General features: G+C 74.3%; 19 protein-coding genes. 6 read left to right on the plus strand and 13 right to left on the minus strand.

The features are described 5' to 3' along the window. The first annotated feature begins 15 nt into the window (after positions 1-15). Positions 16-3,414, plus strand: coding sequence for a pyruvate carboxylase (locus tag HKK73_RS09470; RefSeq protein ID WP_171467862.1), 3,399 nt, complete (start codon positions 16-18; stop codon positions 3,412-3,414). 52 nt (positions 3,415-3,466) lie between these two features. Beyond that, complete coding sequence (locus tag HKK73_RS09475) at positions 3,467-4,309, plus strand: MBL fold metallo-hydrolase (RefSeq protein ID WP_171467863.1); 843 nt, start codon at positions 3,467-3,469, stop codon at positions 4,307-4,309. A 58-nt stretch (positions 4,310-4,367) separates the two neighbouring features. On the opposite strand, the gene HKK73_RS09480 is transcribed toward HKK73_RS09475, so the two are convergent. The 7 genes from HKK73_RS09480 to HKK73_RS09510 all read right to left on the minus strand — a co-directional run bounded on the left by HKK73_RS09480 (position 4,368) and on the right by HKK73_RS09510 (position 11,425). Next, a complete protein-coding gene (locus tag HKK73_RS09480; RefSeq protein WP_369824973.1) occupies positions 4,368-5,615 on the minus strand; it encodes a phosphatidylserine/phosphatidylglycerophosphate/cardiolipin synthase family protein in 1,248 nt (415 codons plus the stop codon). 162 nt (positions 5,616-5,777) lie between these two features. After that, a complete protein-coding gene (locus HKK73_RS09485) occupies positions 5,778-6,047 on the minus strand; it encodes a Rho termination factor N-terminal domain-containing protein (RefSeq protein ID WP_021482649.1) in 270 nt (89 codons plus the stop codon). Further along, a complete protein-coding gene (locus HKK73_RS09490) occupies positions 6,034-7,662 on the minus strand; it encodes a hypothetical protein (RefSeq protein WP_171467864.1) in 1,629 nt (542 codons plus the stop codon). The genes HKK73_RS09485 and HKK73_RS09490 overlap by 14 nt, the downstream gene beginning before the upstream one ends. Before the next feature lie 70 nt (positions 7,663-7,732). Beyond that, positions 7,733-8,794 (minus strand): tyrosine-type recombinase/integrase, encoded by a 1,062-nt coding sequence (locus HKK73_RS09495; RefSeq protein ID WP_171467865.1) that lies wholly within the window; start codon positions 8,792-8,794, stop codon positions 7,733-7,735. Between the two features lie 85 nt (positions 8,795-8,879). Then, complete coding sequence (locus HKK73_RS09500) at positions 8,880-9,587, minus strand: histidine phosphatase family protein (protein WP_216608062.1); 708 nt, start codon at positions 9,585-9,587, stop codon at positions 8,880-8,882. A gap of 241 nt (positions 9,588-9,828) precedes the next feature. After that, positions 9,829-10,308, minus strand: a complete 480-nt coding sequence (locus tag HKK73_RS09505) for a hypothetical protein (protein WP_171467866.1) — start codon at positions 10,306-10,308, stop codon at positions 9,829-9,831. Positions 10,309-10,672: 364 nt separating this feature from the next. Continuing rightward, entirely contained in the window at positions 10,673-11,425 is a 753-nt protein-coding gene (locus HKK73_RS09510; protein ID WP_171467867.1) for a HEAT repeat domain-containing protein, read from the minus strand. A 292-nt stretch (positions 11,426-11,717) separates the two neighbouring features. Between HKK73_RS09510 and HKK73_RS09515 the strand changes: the two genes are divergently transcribed. Continuing rightward, positions 11,718-12,140: a hypothetical protein gene (locus tag HKK73_RS09515; protein WP_171467868.1), complete on the plus strand. Its 423-nt coding sequence runs from the start codon at positions 11,718-11,720 to the stop codon at positions 12,138-12,140. 60 nt (positions 12,141-12,200) lie between these two features. On the opposite strand, the gene HKK73_RS09520 is transcribed toward HKK73_RS09515, so the two are convergent. Continuing rightward, the gene (locus HKK73_RS09520; RefSeq protein WP_034656138.1) at positions 12,201-12,725 is read right to left on the minus strand and encodes a putative immunity protein; all 525 of its coding nucleotides are present in this window, start codon (positions 12,723-12,725) and stop codon (positions 12,201-12,203) included. A 250-nt stretch (positions 12,726-12,975) separates the two neighbouring features. Between HKK73_RS09520 and HKK73_RS09525 the strand changes: the two genes are divergently transcribed. Next, entirely contained in the window at positions 12,976-13,734 is a 759-nt protein-coding gene (locus HKK73_RS09525; RefSeq protein ID WP_171467869.1) for a DinB family protein, read from the plus strand. Positions 13,735-13,764: 30 nt separating this feature from the next. Here HKK73_RS09525 and HKK73_RS09530 read toward each other — a convergent pair whose 3' ends face one another. Continuing rightward, positions 13,765-14,238: a hypothetical protein gene (locus HKK73_RS09530; protein ID WP_171467870.1), complete on the minus strand. Its 474-nt coding sequence runs from the start codon at positions 14,236-14,238 to the stop codon at positions 13,765-13,767. 12 nt (positions 14,239-14,250) lie between these two features. After that, positions 14,251-15,036 carry a class I SAM-dependent methyltransferase gene (locus tag HKK73_RS09535; protein ID WP_171467871.1) on the minus strand — a complete coding sequence of 262 codons (786 nt, stop codon included), beginning with the start codon at positions 15,034-15,036 and terminating at the stop codon, positions 14,251-14,253. 108 nt (positions 15,037-15,144) lie between these two features. Here HKK73_RS09535 and HKK73_RS09540 point away from each other — a divergent pair, with 108 nt between their 5' ends. Next, entirely contained in the window at positions 15,145-15,585 is a 441-nt protein-coding gene (locus HKK73_RS09540) for a pyridoxamine 5'-phosphate oxidase family protein (RefSeq protein ID WP_171467872.1), read from the plus strand. A 23-nt stretch (positions 15,586-15,608) separates the two neighbouring features. On the opposite strand, the gene HKK73_RS09545 is transcribed toward HKK73_RS09540, so the two are convergent. The 3 genes from HKK73_RS09545 to HKK73_RS09555 all read right to left on the minus strand — a co-directional run bounded on the left by HKK73_RS09545 (position 15,609) and on the right by HKK73_RS09555 (position 18,482). After that, positions 15,609-16,352: an SHOCT domain-containing protein gene (locus tag HKK73_RS09545; protein WP_085387957.1), complete on the minus strand. Its 744-nt coding sequence runs from the start codon at positions 16,350-16,352 to the stop codon at positions 15,609-15,611. A 153-nt stretch (positions 16,353-16,505) separates the two neighbouring features. Next, the gene (locus HKK73_RS09550) at positions 16,506-17,144 is read right to left on the minus strand and encodes an FMN reductase (RefSeq protein WP_034656126.1); all 639 of its coding nucleotides are present in this window, start codon (positions 17,142-17,144) and stop codon (positions 16,506-16,508) included. Between the two features lie 150 nt (positions 17,145-17,294). Further along, on the minus strand, positions 17,295-18,482 hold the full coding sequence (locus tag HKK73_RS09555; RefSeq protein WP_034656123.1) for an LLM class flavin-dependent oxidoreductase: 1,188 nt from the start codon (positions 18,480-18,482) through the stop codon (positions 17,295-17,297). A 366-nt stretch (positions 18,483-18,848) separates the two neighbouring features. Between HKK73_RS09555 and HKK73_RS09560 the strand changes: the two genes are divergently transcribed. Continuing rightward, a complete protein-coding gene (locus tag HKK73_RS09560; RefSeq protein ID WP_021483180.1) occupies positions 18,849-19,193 on the plus strand; it encodes an RNA polymerase-binding protein RbpA in 345 nt (114 codons plus the stop codon). The last annotated feature ends 81 nt before the right edge of the window (positions 19,194-19,274 follow it).

The following is a 19,274-nucleotide window of genomic DNA, read 5'->3' on the forward strand; positions in this document are numbered from 1 at the left end:
ACGGATGGAGTGCCGGTGTTCTCGAAGGTCCTGGTCGCCAACCGCGCGGAGATCGCCGTCAGGGCGTTCCGCGCCGCCTACGAGCTGGGGGCCCGCACCGTCGCGGTGTTCCCGCAGGAGGACCGCAACTCCGAGCACCGGCTCAAGGCGGACGAGGCGTACCTCATCGGGGAGCCCGGTCACCCGGTGCGGGCGTACCTGGACATCGAGGAGATCGTGCGCGTGGCCCGGGAGGCGGGCGCGGACGCCGTCTACCCGGGGTACGGGTTCCTCTCGGAGAACCCCGACCTGGCGCGGGCGTGCGCGGAGGCGGGGCTGACGTTCGTCGGGCCGCCGCCGGAGGTGCTCGAGCTCGCGGGCAACAAGGTGCGGGCGCTCAAGGCGGCGCGCGAGGCGGGCCTGCCGGTGCTCGCGTCGAGCGAGCCGTCGGCGGACGTCGACGAGCTCGTCGCGGCCGCGGACGAGATCGGGTTCCCGGTGTTCGTCAAGGCGGTCGCGGGTGGTGGCGGTCGCGGGATGCGGCGCGTCGACGTGCGCGAGGACCTGCCCGAGGCGCTGGCGGCGGCGATGCGCGAGGCGGACGGCGCGTTCGGCGACCCGACGGTGTTCCTGGAGCAGGCGGTGCTGCGGCCGCGGCACATCGAGGTGCAGATCCTGGCGGACGGCGCGGGGAACGTCGTGCACCTGTACGAGCGGGACTGCTCGTTGCAGCGTCGTCACCAGAAGGTCATCGAGATCGCGCCGGCGCCGAACCTCGACCCGGCGGTCCGGGACGCGCTGTGCGCGGACGCGGTGCGGTTCGCGCGGCACATCGGGTACCAGAACGCGGGCACGGTCGAGTTCCTCGTCGACACGGTGGGCGAGCGTGCGGGGCAGCACGTGTTCATCGAGATGAACCCGCGCATCCAGGTGGAGCACACGGTGACCGAGGAGGTCACGGACGTCGACCTGGTGTCCGCGCAGATGCGGATCGCGGCGGGCGAGACGCTGGGGGACCTGGGCATCCGGCAGGAGGACGTGCGCGTCAACGGCGCGGCCCTGCAGACCCGGATCACGACGGAGGACCCGGCGAACGGGTTCCGTCCCGACACGGGCCGGATCATCGCCTACCGGTCCCCGGGCGGGGCGGGCGTCCGGCTCGACGGGGCGACGGCGACGGCGGGGTCGGTCGTGTCGGGCCACTTCGACTCGATGCTGGTGAAGCTCACGTGCCGGGGGCGGGACTTCCCGACGGCGGTGCGGCGCGCGCGTCGCGCGCTGGCGGAGTTCCGCATCCGCGGCATCCGGACGAACATCCCGTTCCTGCAGGCGGTCCTCGCCGACCCGGAGTTCGTCGCGGGCAACGTGGCGACGTCGTTCATCGACGAGCGGCCCGAGCTGCTCGCCGCGCGCGAGAGCGCGGACCGGGGCACGCGCCTGCTCGCGTACGTGGGGGACACCACCGTCAACCGGCCGCACGGGGAGCCGCGGGTCACGAGCGACCCGGCGGCGAAGCTGCCGCCGTTCGACCTGACGGTCGAGCCCCCGCCCGGGTCGCGCCAGCAGCTCCTCGAGCTCGGCCCGGAGGGGTTCGCGCGGGCGCTGCGGGGCGAGCAGCTGCTGCGCGTCACGGACACGACGTTCCGCGACGCGCACCAGTCGCTGCTCGCGACGCGCGTGCGCACGCACGACCTGGCGGCCGTCGCTCCGTACGTGGCGCGGGCGACGCCGCAGCTGTGGTCGGTCGAGGCGTGGGGCGGGGCGACGTACGACGTCGCGCTGCGCTTCCTCGGGGAGGACCCGTGGGAGCGGCTCGCGACCCTGCGTGCCGCGATGCCGAACCTCGCGATCCAGATGCTCCTGCGCGGGCGCAACACGGTTGGGTACACGCCGTACCCGACGCGCGTCACGGAGGCGTTCGTCGAGGAGGCCGCGGCGACGGGCATCGACGTGTTCCGCATCTTCGACGCGCTCAACGACGTCGACCAGATGCGTCCGGCGATCGAGGCCGTGCGCGCGACCGGCACGACGGTCGCGGAGGTCGCGCTGTGCTACACGGGCAACCTGCTCGACCCGGCCGAGGACCTGTACACGCTCGACTACTACCTGCGCCTCGCGGACCGCATCGTCGACGCCGGTGCGCACGTCCTCGCGATCAAGGACATGGCCGGGCTGCTGCGCCCCGCCGCCGCGAGCCGGCTCGTGACCGCGCTGCGCGAACGGTTCGACCTGCCGGTGCACCTGCACACCCACGACACGTCCGGCGGTCAGATGGCCACGCTGCTCGCCGCCGCCGCGGCGGGCGTCGACGCGGTCGACGCCGCGAGCGCCGCGATGGCGGGGACGACGAGCCAGCCGCCGCTGTCGGCGCTGGTCGCCGCGCTGGAGCACACCGAGCGCGACACCGGGCTGTCGCTGCCGGCGGTCGCGGACCTCGAGCCGTACTGGGAGGCGGTGCGCCGCGTGTACGCGCCGTTCGAGTCGGGTCTGCCCGGGCCGACGGGGCGCGTGTACGAGCACGAGATCCCGGGCGGTCAGCTGTCGAACCTGCGTCAGCAGGCGATCGCGCTGGGTCTGGGGGACCGGTTCGAGCAGATCGAGGCGATGTACGCGGCCGCGGACCGGATCCTGGGGCGGCTGGTGAAGGTGACGCCGTCGTCGAAGGTCGTGGGCGACCTCGCGCTGCACCTCGTGGCGGCGGGCGCGGACCCGGCGGAGTTCGCGGCGGACCCGCAGTCGTTCGACATCCCGGACTCCGTGGTCGGGTTCCTGGGCGGCGAGCTGGGCGACCCGCCCGGTGGCTGGCCGGAGCCGTTCCGGTCGCGCGCGCTCGCCGGCCGTGCGGCGCGCGCGGGGGTCACGCCGCTCTCGGCCGAGGACGAGGCGGAGCTCGCGCAGGAGGGCGAGGTGCGCCGTCGTCGGCTCAACCACCTGCTCTTCGCGGGGCCGACGAAGGAGTTCGAGCAGGTGCGCCAGGCGTACGGGGACGTGTCGGTGCTCGACACCCCCACGTACCTGTACGGGCTGGAGCCGGGCCAGGAGGTCGCGGTCGCGCTCGGCAAGGGCGTGCGCCTGCTCGTGGGCCTCGAGGCGATCGGCACGCCCGACGAGCGCGGGATGCGCACGGTGATGTTCACCCTCAACGGCCAGCTGCGCCCGATCCAGGTGCGCGACCGCGCGGTGGACGTGGACGCGCGCACCGCGGAGAAGGCGGACCCGACCCAGCCGGGCCAGGTCGCGGCGCCGTTCGCGGGTGCGGTGACGCCGGTCGTCGTCGTGGGCGACGTCGTCGAGGCGGGGCAGACGGTCGCGACCGTCGAGGCGATGAAGATGGAGGCGGCGATCACGACGCCCGTCGCGGGCACGGTCCAGCGGGTCGCGATCGGCGCGGTGCAGCAGCTGGAGGGCGGCGACCTCGTCCTCGTGGTGGGCTGAGGGGCCGGGCCCCGCACGGGCGGGGCGGGCAAGGACGACTCGAGGAGGTTCCATGCAGGTCACGTTCCACGGGCACGCGTGCGTCACGGTGCGCCACGGCGGTCAGGTCGTCGCCATCGACCCGGGCACGTTCAGCGACGCCGCGGCCGCGCTGGCGGACGCCGGCACGGTGCTCCTCACCCACCAGCACCCCGACCACGTGGACACCGGCGCCCTCGGCGACGCCCTCGCGGCCCGGCTGGAGCTCACGGTGTGGGCGCCCGAGGAGGTGGCCGCCGCGGTGCGTCCCGCGCTGCCCGACGGCGCGGCGTCGCGCGTGCACGTCGTCGCGCCGGGGGACGGCCTGGACCTCGGCGGCCTGGAGGTCGTGGTGGGCGGCGGCCGGCACGCGGTGATCCACCCGGACGTCCCGCGGATCGCGAACGTCACGTACCTCGTGCGCGGGGACGGGGCGACGCTCCTGCACCCGGGCGACTCGTTCGACGCCCCGGACGCGGGCGTGCTGGGCGGACGGCGGCTCGACGTGCTGCTCGCGCCCGTCTCGGCGCCGTGGCTCAAGCTCGCCGAGACGATCGACTTCGTGCGCGCCCTCGACCCGCGGGTCGTGGTGCCGGTGCACGACGCGCTGCTGTCGGACGTCGGGCACGGCCTCGTGAACCGGCTCCTGGGCGAGCAGCGCACCGGCGGCACGTACGAGTACCGGCCGTTGACGACCGGGGAGTCGATCGACGTCGCCGCGGGCGCCCTGGACGGCGCGGCGGACGCCGTCGCGCGCGAGCTGCGCGACGAGCATCCTGAGTTCGAGGAGGTTGCGCTGCTCGAGACCGACGAGACCGTGCCGCCGCGGCCGGAGGAGGAGGCGGCCGACGTGCTGCGCTCCGACCCGGCCCGCTGAGCCGCGGACCCCGCCCGCCGTCGTCGTCGCCCGAAGGACGGCGACGACGGTGGCGCTGCTAGAGCAGCGGGCGCAGGGGAGTGAGGACGATCTCGCTGAGCTTCGCCGCCACCGAGCGCGAGTCCCACTCGTCGAGGGTCAGCTCGCGCGAGTTCGACAGGTCGACCTCGAAGACCTTCTCCATCTGCTCGGCCACCCCCGGGTCCGTGATCTCGAGGTTCACCTCGTAGTTCCCCGTGAGGGACAGCCGGTCGATGTTCGCCGTGCCGATCGTGGTCCACGCGCCGTCGATGGTCGCGGTCTTCGCGTGCACCATGGCGTTGCGGTACAGGTGGATGCGGACCCCGCCCTTGAGCAGCGCCGTGTACAGGCCGCGCGACAGCCAGTCCGCGAGCACGTGGTTCGAGCGCTCGGGCACGAGGACCCGCACGTCGACGCCGCGCGCCGCGGCCGCGAGCAGCGCGGCAAGGATCTCCCGGTCGGGGATGAAGTACGCCTGCGTGATGTAGACGTGCGAGCTCGCGCGGTCGATCGCGTCGAGGTAGATCCCGCGGATCGGGAACACGAGGTGCGCCGGCGCGTTGCGGGCCGCGCGCAGCCGCGGCTCCCAGTGCACCGACCCCGGGTCGGCGAGCAGCGGCTGGTCCGACGCGCGGTTCGCGTTCCAGAAGTCGACGAACGCGTTGCGCAGCTCCCACGCGCTCGGCCCCACGAGGCGCACGTGCGTGTCGCGCCACTGCGTCGCGTACAGGGCGCCGATGTTGTACCCGCCCACGAAGGCGATCTCGTCGTCGACGACGAGGATCTTGCGGTGGTCGCGGCCGGACTTGCGCACGTTGAGCATGAGCACGCCCGGGCGGAACACCGGGTACCGGATGACGTGGATCGGCTCGGGCAGGTCGAAGAACGCCTGCGGGACGACGAGGTTCGCGAAGCCGTCGTACACGACGAACACCTCGACGCCGCGCTCGCTCGCCTCGACGAGCGCCTGCTTGAACTCCTCACCGAGCGCGTCGGCCTTCCAGATGTACGTCTCGAGCAGGATGCGGCGCCGCGCACCGCGGATCGCGCCGAGCATCTCCCGGTACACGTCCTCGCCGTACGTGAAGACGGTCGTCGTGGTGCCCGCGACCTCGACGTCGGCGGGGGCCGAGCGCGGGAACGACGCCTCGGTGGCGTTGCGGCGCTTGCGGATCGCGTCCGCGGTGACGAGCACGCCCGCGACCGTCACGGGCGCCGCGACGGCGACCACGAGCGCACGGGAGAGCAGACGGCGGGCGGTGCGCAGGGCGGAGTCGGCGGACAGGTGCACGCACTCACCGTAGCGGGCGGCACCCCGGGCGCGACCGGAAGACGGTCGCGCCGCGGGTGAGATCCCGCACGGGCCGTCCCCGGCGCGTCCCCGGGCTGTCCTCGGTGCGTCCCTGGGCTGTCCGCGGTGCGTCCCTGGGCTGTCCTCGGTGCGTCCTCAGTGCGAGCGCAGCGCGCGGACCAGCTCCGCCTTGCGCATGGAGGACCGCCCCTCGATGCCGATCTCCGCGGCGCGCTTGCGCAGCTTCTCGACGGTCCAGTCCTCGTAGTCGCCGGCCTTGCCGCCCTTACGGCCCACGCTCGTGCGCGACGAGCCCGCCGCGGCGTTCGCGATGCGGGCCGCCTTCTCCTTCGAGTCGCCCTCGTCCCGCAGCTTCTCGTACAGGTCGGGGTCCTTCACGCTCGGACCCGGGTCACGCTTCGGCACGACGGCCTCCTTCACCTCGGTCCGGCGGCCCGGACGGCTGCGCCGGTCTCCCGACAGGTTCTCGCCCTCGGCGCCCTCTCGCACGCGGACGCCTCCGACCGCGCGGACGTCGCTCCAGCACGACGACGCGCGACGACCCTGCGTCCACGTGCCCCACGTGCCCCGCCAGGGCGGTGAACCCCGACGGGTCGCCGTCGCCGACGACGTCCCAGCGCACGTCCCCGTCCTCGAGGGAGAGGGCGACCGTCCGCGAGCGCCGCGACGAGCCGTCGGAGACGACCAGGGCGAGCGTGGCGCCGTCGGTGAACGCGGCCGCGACGCCCCGGGTGAGATCGACCCGGACGCCCGTGGTGCCCGGGCCGTCGTCCGCCGTCGTGGTGGTGCTCCCGGGCGCCGTGACGACGCCCGGCGCGGCAGGGCGACCGGCGGGGGAGCTGCGCGGCCACGACCACACGGGCTCGCCCGAGCGCGCGTCCAGGGCGACGACGCGCTCACCGGTGACGACGACAGCGCGGTCGGCGGCGAGCGCGACGACCTGGGCGACGGGCTGTGCGAGGCGCCACCGCTCGCGCAGCCCGTCGCCGGTGCCGTCCGCGGCCGCGAGGGCGCGCACGCCGTCGGCGGTGGCGACCAGCCACGGGGCCGCGTCGTCCTCGGGGCCGACGAGCTGCCGCAGGAGCCGACCGTCGACGGCGGCGAGCACCGCCGCGTCCGGGGCGACGCGCTCGGTCGTCGCCTCCCGCCCCGGCGGCAGCACGCGGGTGCGCAGGAACGTCCCGTCGGGCAACGGGACGACGTCGGTCGTGACGGCCGGGCCTGGCGCGTCGAGGCGGGTACCCCCAGCGGTGAGGACGGCGCTGACGCGACATCCCCGCAGGACGAGCAGGCCGTCCTCGACGGTGGCGGCGGCCTGCCCGGCGACCTGGGGCCGGCACATCGGGGTGCGTTCCGCGTCGTCGGGCGGGACGTCGTGCCGCCAGCGCACGCGAGCCGTGCGGGCGTCCTGGAGCGCGAGGTGCACGACCCCACCGGTGCGGGCCCACCGCAGCACGGTCCCGTCGGGCGCGGGGACCGCGCGGCCGAGCGTGTCGCCCAGCGGCACCGGTCCGGTGACCGGGCCGTCCGGGCCGACGACGTGCGCGACCGGGGCGAGCGCGGGTCCCGTGAGGCACACGAGCACGTCGGTCACCGGGCCTGCCGACTCGTCGGCGGCCGGTCCGCACGTGGCGGTGGCGTCGAGAGCGAGCCAGCGCCGGGCGCCCGAGGCGGCGTCGCGCCCCTCGACCCCGGCGGCGGTGACCGTGACGACCACGTCGTCGACGACGGCGACGCGCGGGGTGGCGGCGTCCGCGGACCAGGCGGGGGTCGGGGCCACGGCGAGCGAGCGGACGGCGCCGGGACGGGCGAGGCGGGCCTGCTCCGCCGTCGACGAGCGCCACGAGGCGACCGCGCCGAGCGCGACCGCGAGCGCTAGCAGAGGCGCCCCGACGCGCGCGAGGAGGGTGCGTCGTCGGGCAGGGGCCGCGCGCCCGGGTGCCCCCTCCGCGGGTGTGCCGCGCCCGCCCGGCGCGGGCTCGTCGTCGGGGACGAGCTCCACCCGGTGGAGCGGGGCCATGCCTGCGACGCTACGCTCCGCCGGGCCGGGTGTCAGCGCCCTTCAGGTCACCCCCCGCGTGGTGGGCTGGTCAGGCCTCGCTGGGTTCGAGCGCCGCGGAGAGCGGGTGGGCCCGGATCGCGGCCGCGAGCTCGCCCTCGATGCGGTCGAGGTAGACGCCGGTGGTCGCGATGGACGCGTGCCCGAGGAGCTCCGCGACGACCTTGACGTCCCAGCCCTCCGCGGCGAGGAGTGTCGCGGTCGTGTGGCGCAGCGCGTGCGGCGTCGCCTCGCGACGGTACTGCGCGGGCATGCGTTCGACGCAGCGCCGCAGCAGCCCGCGCACGGCCTGGGCGTCGATCCGGCGGCCTCGCCACGACAGCAGGAGGGCGCGCTGGGCGTCCGGGTCGTCGGGCCGGCGGGCGAGGAGCGTCGGGCGCAGGCGCGCGAGGTACTCCTCGAGCGCGTCTGCGAGCGGGGGAGAGAGCGTGACGGTGCGGACGCGGCCGCCCTTGCCCTGGATGCGCCACCGCGTCTGGTCCGGTTCGCGGGAGAAGTCGTCGAGGTTCGCCCGCTCGAGCTCGGACACGCGCGGGCCAAGGACGAGGAGGAGCGCGACGACGAGGCGGTCACGGAGCTGGAGGTCCTGGTCGCGGCGCGAGACGGCGGGCTCCCCGGGTGCGCGGGCGGCGGACACCTCGAGCAGCGACGCCGCCGAGCCCGCGGACAGCGCGGTGCGGGCGACGCGCAGACCGTCGCGCAGGCGGGCCGGGGGAGCGGCCCACTGCATCGGGTCGGCCTGCACCCAGCCCTCGCGCGTGGCGTGCCCGAAGAAGCGCGTCACCGACTGCCGGAACCGGTTCACCGTCGCTGCCGAGCGGCCCGTGCTGCCGGGCTTGCGCGACGCGTCGGCGTACCGGCCGTCGGGCGTGGTCTGGTAGCGCAGGAGCACGTCGTCGACGTCCTCGCCCGTGACGTCGTCCAGGATGCGGGCGGGTCCCGCGAGGCGCGCGAACTCCGCGACGTCCCGCTCGTAGCTGCGGCGCGTCGTGGGGGACAGGATGCCGCGCAGGGTCTGCGCGGCGACGGACGCGAGGTAGCGGTCGGCTGCCTCGGCGACGGTGATCCGCTCGAGGCGGGGCGGGGCGACCATGATGCGGGCCTCCTGGGGGACGGGTCGCCGTCAGCCTAGGACGCGCCACCCACAGCGCTGACCTGCACCGACGCGCTCGTCGTCGTCAGCCTCGCGTGCTCGTGCCCGCGGCGAGGTGCGCGACGTCGCCCAGGGCGACGACGGCGCGGTTGTGGAAGTAGCCGTCCTCGCGCAGCGTCGTGATGCTGCCCGAGGGCACCGGGAACGCGACGTGCCCCGCGGCGTCGACGGGCATGCCGATCCAGGCCGCGACGACGAACGTGGCGGCGAAGCCGTGCGTCACGACGACCTGGTGGTCCACGTCCCGCCGCAGGAGGTCCGTCGTCGCCGCGTACACGCGCAGCGCGACGTCGAGGCGGGTCTCGGCGCCGGCGACACCGACGTCGTGCCGCAGGCGGTCGCCCGTCGCGGGCGGCGGGACGAACCGTGCGTCGAGCCACGTCTGGGGGCGACCGCCGGCCTCGCCGTAGGACGCCTCGCGCAGCCGCGGGTCGAGGCGCGCCGCCGCGCCGAGCGCGTCGGCGACCGCGGTCGCGGTGCGGCGCGTGCGCAGGAGGTCGGACGTGACGACGTCCGTGCTCGCACCGGCCGGGACACGTGCCCGCAGCGCCGCCGCGACGAGGTGCGCCTGCCGCAGCCCGGCGGGGGTGAGGTCGGAGTCGTGCTGGCCGCCGACGAGTCCGTCGACGTGGTGCGTCGCCTCCGGGTGGGTCACGACGTGCACGGTGCGCTCGCGCACACCGACGAGGTCGGGCAGCGGGGGAGGGAGGAGTGGTCGGGGAGCGTCGGGCACCGGGACAGGGTGGCACACACTCCGGGAGGACGGCGGTGGCGAGGGGAGCGTCGTGGTGGAGGGTGTGCACCGCGGCGCACGGGGAGCCTCGCCTGGAGCGGGGACCGATGGCTCCCGGCGCACCCGACAGCGGGAGAGCGACCCGAGAAGCGGCGGACGACCTGATGCGCGGTCACCGCGGGCACTCGTGCGTCACCATGGTGTTGACCTGAACACAATGGTTTGGGCCTTATGTCCGATTCTATGCATCGTAGCCGATGGTGCGGTCCCGAACCACCCGTCGGCTGCGGGGCGCTACGACGGGTCGCGGCGAGCTCGCGGACAACGGTCGGTCGGCTCGCTCGTCGGCATGGTCCGTGGGCCGGGCCTGCACGGGGGACACCGTGCGCCAGGTCCACATGCCGGCCGCCGCGAGGCCGCCGATGGCGCCGACCAGGAGGAACACCAGGACGGTGAGCACGAGCGCCGGCAGCCAGACGAGCGTCGCGCACGTCGTCAGGACGCGTCCAGACCGACGGGCGTCCGGCGCGGGGGCCGCGAACACCGACGTCGCCGAGCCGAAAGCCGCCGAGACGGAACCCGAGGACGCTGGTGCGATCGTCGTGTCGATGCCGGTCCGTGACGCACGCCGCAGGGATCGCGCCGCGCGGTCAGTCGCTCGGGGATCGGCGCCGCGGCTGGCGGGGGCGAGACGCTGCGGTGCGTACGTCGTCGTGCTCATGTCGAAGGGGAGTCCACCAGGGCGCCTCGTGATGCGCTGGAGGGCGCTTCGTTCCGGCGAAATGACATAATATACATTATCGGCGCGCCTCGCAACGAGGTGTATCCGTAGGAGTCCGCGCGTGGACGCGATCCACATCCCGGCCACCCAGCACAACGCATCCCCGGTGTCCTGGGTCTGCCGTTGCCGTGCGACTCTGCCATCTCGTCGCAGGATCCCTTGGAGGTCGATCTCGAGCGCCATCTCCCTGGACCGGGATCTCGCGCAACGCTGACGCCGGCTTCTGGCTACGGACGTGGTGAACCTGGACCTTGCCTGACGCGCCGTACCCGGCTGCGGCCATCAGGAGTTCGACACCACGAGGTCAGACCCGATTCCTCGGAGGTTGATCTCGAGCACCACGCCCCTGGACCGAGATTCTCCACAACGCTGACGCCGCCGCACGCCGCGAGGCCCAGTCCCCTGTGAGTGCCAACTTGCTGAGCGCTGACCTTGCCTGGCGGCACCGCATCTCGCCAAGAGCTTCCGCAGCGAAAACACCGACGCTCCGGTCTCCGAGCAGCTTCAGCAGAACCTCAGGCACTCCTTCGTCACGCAGCTTTGACAGGTTGCGGATGATCTCGAACCGAGAGCCTCCGAGTTCGTGGTCGCCCGCGAGGTCGAGGAACACGTCGGTCCAGTTCGGTGTGACCAGCCGACCTAGAGCCGAGCCGACATCATCGCGGATTCGCTCCTGCCACGTCGGGCCGTCCTCCTGCACCATCTCGGCCTCGACGGGATCACGGTAGTCGGCAGGAACACTGCGAATGAAGAAGGCGAACTGTGGAACGGCATGGTTCGCAGCCTGCGGCACGGCAACCTTGTCGATCAGCACCTGGACGAGTGGCGGATATCGAGCAGAAAAGATGTGCGCGAGGAGCAACGGCGCTAGCGCCTCGACGTTCTCCTTGTCGACGAGGACGTCGTCGATGGTCGCGACCGTGATCTCCCGAGATTCCAGTTCGCCGAGCAGTTCCATGGCTGCCTCGTTGAACAGGCGCTGCGACTCCAAGGCACTGCCGAGAACTCGCCGCCCACTGCTGCCGCCGCCGTCCATGCGCCTGAACGTACCGTCCACCGGTGACTCCGCGACCGATCTGGAACCAGTCACGGAGTTCGGGCCTGCTCCTCCGAGCAGCACGTCGACCTGCTTTCCAGGACGCGCGTGCTGCCTGGTGGAGCGCTGCACGACGACACGCCCCTCCGTCGCCCGGGTCTCTCCTCCACCTCCGCTCAGAGACCCCCAGCGACCTCTCCCCCGCCGACCGCGGCCTGTTCGTCCCGAGGCCTGTCTGCCAGCATGTCGACTGGTGCATGGAACCCTGTCGCGTCGTACTGCCCGCGCGGGTCTTCGGGTGTGTACTGGCCGCATGGGATCCGTCGGCCTGGAACCGTCCACCCGCTGCGCGATCGACGCGGTCACCGCGCTGCGTCTCGTGCTCGACGACGTGACCCTCGGTGCGCGCCGCCCGCTCGTCGGGCCGTCCGTCCTGCGCAGCCACGCGCTGTCGATGCTGTACCAGGAGGTGCGGCGCGGCGCCCTCGACGAGAAGACAGCGCGCGAGCGTCTCGAAGGTCTCGCCTCGCTGCGGATCCGTCTGCTCGGCGATCGGGTCTCGCGCGCGACGGCGTTCCGCATCGCGCGCGAGCTCCACGCCGACGACACGGCGGTCGCCGAGTACGTCGCGGTCGCGACGCTCCAGGCCGACGTCCTCGTGGCCGGTGACGAGCAGGTCGCCGCCGCGGCGGACGGCCGAATCCCCCTCGTCGCGTACGAGGACCTCCTGGGCTGAGGTGCTCGGGCGCTCGTGTCCCGCGCCCTTCTGGTCGCCCCGTCCGAGCCGGGCCCGGGGTCAGTCGTCGAACACGTGCCAGCAGATCGCGCTGCGACGCCGCTGGTCGTCGAGCACGAGCTCGCGCAGCTCGGCCGGGATGCGCCCGCGCTGCCGGTCCCGTTCCGCGAGGCGCGCCGCCTCGGCGTCCTCCCCCCGTGCTGCGGCGTCCGCGGCAGCCGCGCGGATCGCGTACGCCGCCGCGCCCAGCCCGTGAGCGGCGACGTGCGCCACGGCGACGGCCTGACCGGCCGCGAGCGCCGCGTACTTGACGGGTGCGGCCTGGTCGCGGCCGGCGGCGTTGGCGACGAAGGCGGTGGTGTGGGCGGTCTTCATGGGGACGTCGCCGCGGATCCAGGCGCGGGCGACGTCGAGGGCGTCCCGGGGTCGGGTGTCGTCGGGTCGTGCGCGTTCGAAGATCGGCAGGACGTGCTCGGCGCAGTCGACGGCCCACCGGGCGATCTGGTGGTGGTGCTCGTCGGTGAGGGTGCCTCCGCGTCGGATGGTGACGAGGCGAGGGTCTCGGTCGGTGGGCAGGATCGGCATGGTGCGATGCTCCCCCGGCCCGGTGTCGGGGCACCAGCCCTGGGAGCGCGCGGGGCTGGCGGCTGGGGGTGCTCTAGTGGGGCGAGGGCCGGGCGGCGTACGGTGCGAACGTCCCCGTTCGTCGTCCGTCCGGGAGGTGCTGGCGCCTCTCACCCGGGCTGGGACCCTCGTGCCGTGTCGTCGGCGCGACGGGTCCTCTCCCCCGGGTCTGGCGTGTCCTGTCGGGCGGGCCGTTCTCGAGGAGGCGCTCATGGTCCGGTTCACCCGTTCTGACGATCTGCGCGGTGCGACGTTCGAGGGTGTGGATCTGCGGGGTGCGCGGTTCGTGGAGCCGGACCTGTCCGGGGTCGTGGTGCGGGGTGCGCAGGTGGAGGGTCTGGACGTCGATGCGCCCTGGTTGTCGGACGGCGATGCTCCGGTGCTGGTGAACGGGGTGGACGTGCGGGGGTTCGTGGAGGCGGAGCTGGACCGGCGGTTCCCGGGCCGGGAGCTGCGGCGGGCGGCGGATCCGGAGGGTCTGCGGGTGGCGTGGGCGGCGCTGGAGTCCACGTGGGCGGCGACGCTTGAGCGGGTGGCGGCGTTGCCCGCGAGCGCCGTGGACGTGTCGGTGGGCGGTGAGTGGTCGTTCGCGCAGACGGTGCGGCACCTGGTGCTGGCGACGGACGCGTGGCTGGGGCGTGCGGTGCTGGGGGTGGAGCAGCCGTTCCATCCTCTGGGGCAGCCGGGCCCGCAGGCGGCGGAGGACGGGTTGGACCTGTCGCTGTTCGCTGTGGGGACTCCGTCGTTCGGGGAGGTGCTGGAGGCGCGGGCGGGCCGGGTGGCGATGGTGCGGGAGTTCCTGGCGGGGGTGACGCCGGAGTCGTTGCGGGTGGTGCGTCGCAACCCGTGGTCGCCGGAGTATCCGGAGACGACGTTGTCGTGCGTGCACGTGATCCTGGAGGAGGAGTGGGAGCACCACCGGTTCGCGGTGCGGGACCTGGCTGTGGTCGAGGCGTCGCTGGCGGGGTGAGCGCGGGCGTTCCTGCTGTGGTGCGTGGGGTCAGGTGGTGCGTGTCACCTGGGCGGCGAGGTTGGGGGTGAGCCGGGTGAGGTCGGGGTCGGTGGGGAGCCCGTCGGGGACGAGGGTGGCGGTGACGAGGGTCTGGGCGTCTCCGTACTCCACGCGGAGGTGGCCGTCGTCGAGGTCGGTGACGAGGCCGCAGGTGGAGGCTCCGGCGTCGTCGCCCGGGGTGTCGCCGTGGACGAGGGTGATGAGGCAGACGACGTCCTGCCCGTCGCGGGTGCCCGACCCGGCGTAGAAGGTGGCGCCGTCGAGCTCGCCGAGGCGTCGTGCGGTGCCGGGGTCCATCTCGTCGGGCGTCATCGTGTCGGCGAGGTCGTCGTCGGGGGTGGCTGGGTCGGCGAGGCGGGTGACGAGGTCCTGGGGTGTCACGGGCCCGGAGCAGGCGGTGAGGACGAGGAGCGCGGCGCCGACGAGGAGGACGGGTCGGGTCCGGCGGCGGGACAGGTCCATCGAGGATGGATATCACGTCGCGGGGGCTGGTCGGGGTGGGCGCCGGTACACGGACACGTGGGAGGGCGACTCTGCAGTGAACGGCTCCCCCGCCCATCCGGCGTGGCGGGTCTCGAGCTCGAGGCCGGCGAGGCGGGCCATGAGGTCGAGCTCGGGGGGCCAGACGTACCGGTGGGGTGTGCGGCCCACGGTGGCGTGGCCGTCGTCGTCGAACCGGACGTGGTGGGACACGACGCGCTGGTGCAGGACGTCGTAGGTGTCGACGCCGAGGTGGCCTGGCTCGGCGCGCCAGACGGTCGCGGTGCGCCCCGGCGGCAGGGCGCGCAGCTCGGGGACCCAGAGCTCGACGACGAACCGACCTCCTGGGACGAGATGACGTGCGGCGTTGCGGAAGCACTCGACCTGGGCGTCCTGGGTGAGCAGGTTGGAGATCGTGTTGTAGACGAGGTAGACGAGCGTGTGCTCCCCCGGCACCCTCGCGGTGGCCATGTCGCCGACGACGACGGGGAGGGTCCTCTCGTCGGCCTTCTCGCGCAGCCGGGCGACCATGTGCCGGGAGATCTCGATGCCGGTCACGGGCACGCCGCGCGCGGCGAGCGGGATCGCGACCCGGCCCGTGCCGACCGCGAGCTCGACCGCGCTCCCCCGGCCCGCGAGCGCCGCGAGCCGGTCGACGGCGGGGTCGAGGGTGTCGGGGGCGAACATGCCCTCGCCGGGGGTGTCGTACCGCGCGGCGGCGTCGGCGTCCCAGAGGCGTTCCTGGTCGGTGCCGGCGTGGTCGGTGCGGGAGTCCGTCATCGTGCGACGGTGTCAGGCGCTGTGCCCGGCGGTCCAGCGATTTCGTGTCGTGGAGTCTTCGGTGTCCTCGGTGTCTGCTCGGGCGGCACCGGGCGCTACGGTGGCGGCATGGATCGTGCGGCGTTCGTCGGCTTCGTCCGTTCCCAGGGGTGGGGGGTCGTGGCGTCCCTCGGCGACGACGGCGGCCCGCAGGCGGCGTTCCTCGCGGTGGCGGCGACGGAGGCGGGTGAGCTGGTGTTCGACGCGCGCGCGTCGTCGCGCAAGGTGGCGAACGTGGCCCGGGACCCGCGCGTCGCCGTGACGGTCGGCGGGACGGACGGGACGACCGTGCAGTGCGAGGGCGTCGCGGACGTCCCGACGGGTGCGGACCGGCGGCGCTGCGCCGCGGCGTACGCGGCGGCGTTCCCGCAGTTCGCGGGGTCGTTGCGGGACGACGGCATCGTGCTGCTGCGGGTGACCCTGGCGTGGGCGCGGTACGGGGACTTCCGTGACGGCCGGTCGGTGATGACGGAGGTCGACGTGACCGGGTGGGGCCCGGCCGGGGACTGACGCACTCCGTCGGGTCGGTCCCCTCAGTCGAGCAGGGCCTGCTTGGCGCGGGCGTACTCGGTGTCGGTGAGGTCTCCGGCGCGGTGGAGGGCGGCGAGGCGTTCGAGCCGGGTGACGAGGTCAGCTCCCCTGCCGGTGGGTGCCGGGTCGGTGGTGGCGCGCCCGACGACGCGCCACAGGGCACGGGTGAACACGCCGGGTCGGCGGGTGGTCCCGGCGTGGTCGGGGCGCAGGTGCGGGACGCGGGCGGAGGGCACGGTGCGGTCGTCGAGCTCGATGGCGCCGGGGCGGGTGGCGGCGAGGGAGCGGGCGAAGCGCGCGAACCGTGCGGAGGAGCCTTCGAGCAGGACGGCGCGCGTGGCGCGGGCGGTGGGGTGCTGGTCGTCGCGCCAGGTGACGGCGACGGTGGGGCCGTCGCCGGTGACGGTGACGACGGGTCGCCCGGCGGGTTGCAGGACGGTGTCGTCGCCGCGCACGAGGCGCAGGCGGGTGCCGTCCCACACGAGGCGGCCTCCGGCGACGTGGAACATGGCGGGGTACCGGGGTGCGGCGGTGAAGCGGGCGGCGTCGGGGGCGGGCTGCGGTGCCCGGACGATGCCGACGGGTCGGCGCCGGGGCGGGGCCGCGACGTCCTGGTCGGGGCGGGGCGCGTGGTCGGCGAGGGCTTCGACGACGGGGACGGCGAGGGTCTGCGGGGCGGCGGGCCGCGCGGCCGGTTCCGGGTCGCCGGGTCGTGCGGCCTGGTCCTCGGTGGTGCTGCGGCTCATGGTGCTCCCCCGTCGTCGTCGGTCCCCCGATCCTGCCGCGACGGGCCTGCCGGGGGCAAGGCGGGTCGCGGTGCGGGCGGGGTGTCGTCGCAGGTCGGGCAGGGGTGCGCGCCCCGGCCGGAGCACCGGTGGCCGGGGCGCGCGGTCAGGGGGTCACAGGCCGCCGAGCAGGGCGGTGAAGTCGGGCGTGCCGGCGAACGGGTCGGCCGGGCCGGTGTTCTTGCGCAGCGCGACCTTCTCCGCGAGCTCGCGGCCCGCGCGGGCGATGCGGGCGGGCAGGCCGCCCCCGGAGTCGCCCTCGGCGGCCGCCCAGTCGTCGGTGGCGGCGAACACGGAGGTCGTGGCGACGTCGGCCCGCAGGTAGGTGAACAGGGGGCGCAGCGAGTACTCGAGCGCGAGCGAGTGGCGGGCGGTGCCGCCGGTCGCGCCGAGCAGGACGGGCGTGCCGGTGAGCGAGTCCTTGTCGAGGACGTCGACGAACGACTTGAGCAGCCCGGAGTACGTGGTGGTGAACAGCGGGGTGGTCACGACGATCCCGTCGGCGGCGGTGAGGCGCTCGAGCACGCCCGCGAGGTCGCCGGTCGGGAAGCCGGTGAGCATGGCGTCGACGACGGCGTGCGCGTGGTCGCGCAGCTCGACGGTCTCGATCTCGGCGCTCACGCCGAGGCCCTGCAGCTCGCGCAGCGTGGCCTCGCCGAGCCGGTCGGCGAGCAGGCGCGTGGAGGACGGCTTGGACAGCCCGGCGGACACCACGACGAGGCGGCGGTCCGGGGCGGGGGTGCTGGCGGTCATGCGGTGCTCCTGAGGTGCTGACGTGCGGTGCGGGGTGCGGCCCGTCGCGGGCCGGGTGCTGCCGTGCCCGACGGCGGCCGGTCGCGGGTGCGGGGCACTCCTCGACCGTACGCCGTCGGGCGGGTGGTCACGGCGCGGGTGTCGCCGGTGTCACAGGCCGAACGCGGCACCGGCGGTGGCGGTGCGGGTGTCGTCCTCGGCGGTGCGCCCGGTCCAGAGGTCCTCGGTGCCGCCGACGTGCGCGGCGCCCTCGGTCCCGGCGGCGCGGGCGGCCGCGACGCGCTCGGCGTGGCTCGGCGGGTTCGCCGGCACGTGCGCGGGGCGGACGGCCTCCATCTCCTTGCGCAGCACGGGCACGACCTCGCCCGCGAGGAGGTCGATCTGCTCGAGCACGGTCTTGAGCGGCAGGCCCGCGTGGTCGACGAGGAACAGCTGGCGCTGGTAGTCGCCCACGTGGTCGCGCATCGCGGCGTACCGGTCGATGACCTGCTGCGGCGAGCCGACGGTGAGCGGCGTCTCGCGCGTGAAGTCCTCCATGGAGGGCCCGTGCCCGTAGACGGGCGCGTTGTCGAAGTAGGGGCGGAACTCGTCCCACGCCTTCTGGGAGTCCTTGCGCATGAACACCTGACCGCCGAGCCCGACGATCGCGGTGTCCGCGGGTCCGTGGCCGTGGTGCTCCCACCGCTGACGGTAGAACTGCACCATCTGCTTGGTGTGGCTCATGGGCCAGAAGATGTTGTTGTGGAAGAACCCGTCGCCGTAGTAGGCGGCCTGCTCGGCGATCTCGGGGCTGCGGATCGACCCGTGCCACACGAACGGCGGGACGCCGTCCAGCGGCCGCGGCGTCGAGGTGAAGCCCTGCAGCGGGGTGCGGAACTTGCCCTCCCAGTCCACGACGTCCTCGGTCCACAGCCGGCGCAGCAGCGCGTAGTTCTCGATCGCGAGCGGGATGCCCTGCCGGATGTCCTGCCCGAACCACGGGTACACCGGGCCGGTGTTGCCGCGGCCCATCATGAGGTCCATGCGGCCGTCCGAGATGACCTGGAGCATCGCGTACTCCTCCGCGAGGCGCACCGGGTCGTTCGTCGTGATGAGCGTGGTCGAGGTCGACAGGACGATGTTCTTCGTCACGCCCGTCAGGTAGCCGAGCATGGTCGTCGGCGAGGACGGGACGAACGGCGGGTTGTGGTGCTCCCCCGTGGCGAAGACGTCCAGCCCCGCCTCGTCCGCGTGCTTCGCGATCGTCAGCATGGACCGCACGCGCTCGGTGTCGTCGGGGGTCCGGCCCGTCGTGGGGTCCGTCGTGACGTCGCCGACGGTGAAGATGCCGAACTGCATGGTGTGCTCCCGCTGAGTCCTAGGTCGATGCGTTTGCATGTACATGCCGCTCAACCGGGCTCCCCCCGGGTTTGTTCCCGCACCCCGGGCCGCGAGGTGTGAGCGTGCACACGTCCGGGGCCGGGCGGGGGCCGCGGAGTTGCGCGGGGCATCGAAACCCGGGAGCCTGGGACGGCGCGCCGAGGCGGGCCGGCACGACGCACCGCGGGGGCCACCAGGTCGTGAGGCCCCGCGACGTTCACCGGACCTTCACGGCGTGTCGGAACACCGACCGCACGTGAGGCGTTGCCTCTCGTAGACCGGGCCGCTGCCCGCACCCCCACCGGGCGCGCCCACCCACCCCCGAAGACCCCTCAGGAGGACACCATGGCCGACCGTTCGCTGCGCGGGATGAGCATCGGTGCGAAGAGCATGGAGTCGGACGAGGGCGTCGACTTCGCCCCCCGCTTCCAGGCGCACTACGACTGCCCCAACGGGCACACCATCATCCTGCCGTTCTCGACCGACGCCGAGGTCCCCCCGGTGTGGGAGTGCCGCTGCGGCGCCGAGGCGCTGCTGCGCGACGCGGAGCGCCCCGAGCCCAAGGCCGGCAAGCCCGCCCGCACCCACTGGGACATGCTGCTCGAGCGCCGCACCATCTCCGAGCTCGAGGAGCTCCTCGACGAGCGCCTCGGCCTGCTGCGCGCCGGCAAGCTGCGCCGCAGCGCCTGACGCCTCGCCGCACCCGGCACGAGAGGCCCGGACCCCCGCGCGGGGGTCCGGGCCTCTCTGCGTCGCGGCCAGCACCGCGGG

It is taken from the genome of Cellulosimicrobium sp. 72-3 (genome assembly GCF_013127315.1).
GTDB lineage: Bacteria > Actinomycetota > Actinomycetes > Actinomycetales > Cellulomonadaceae > Cellulosimicrobium > Cellulosimicrobium funkei.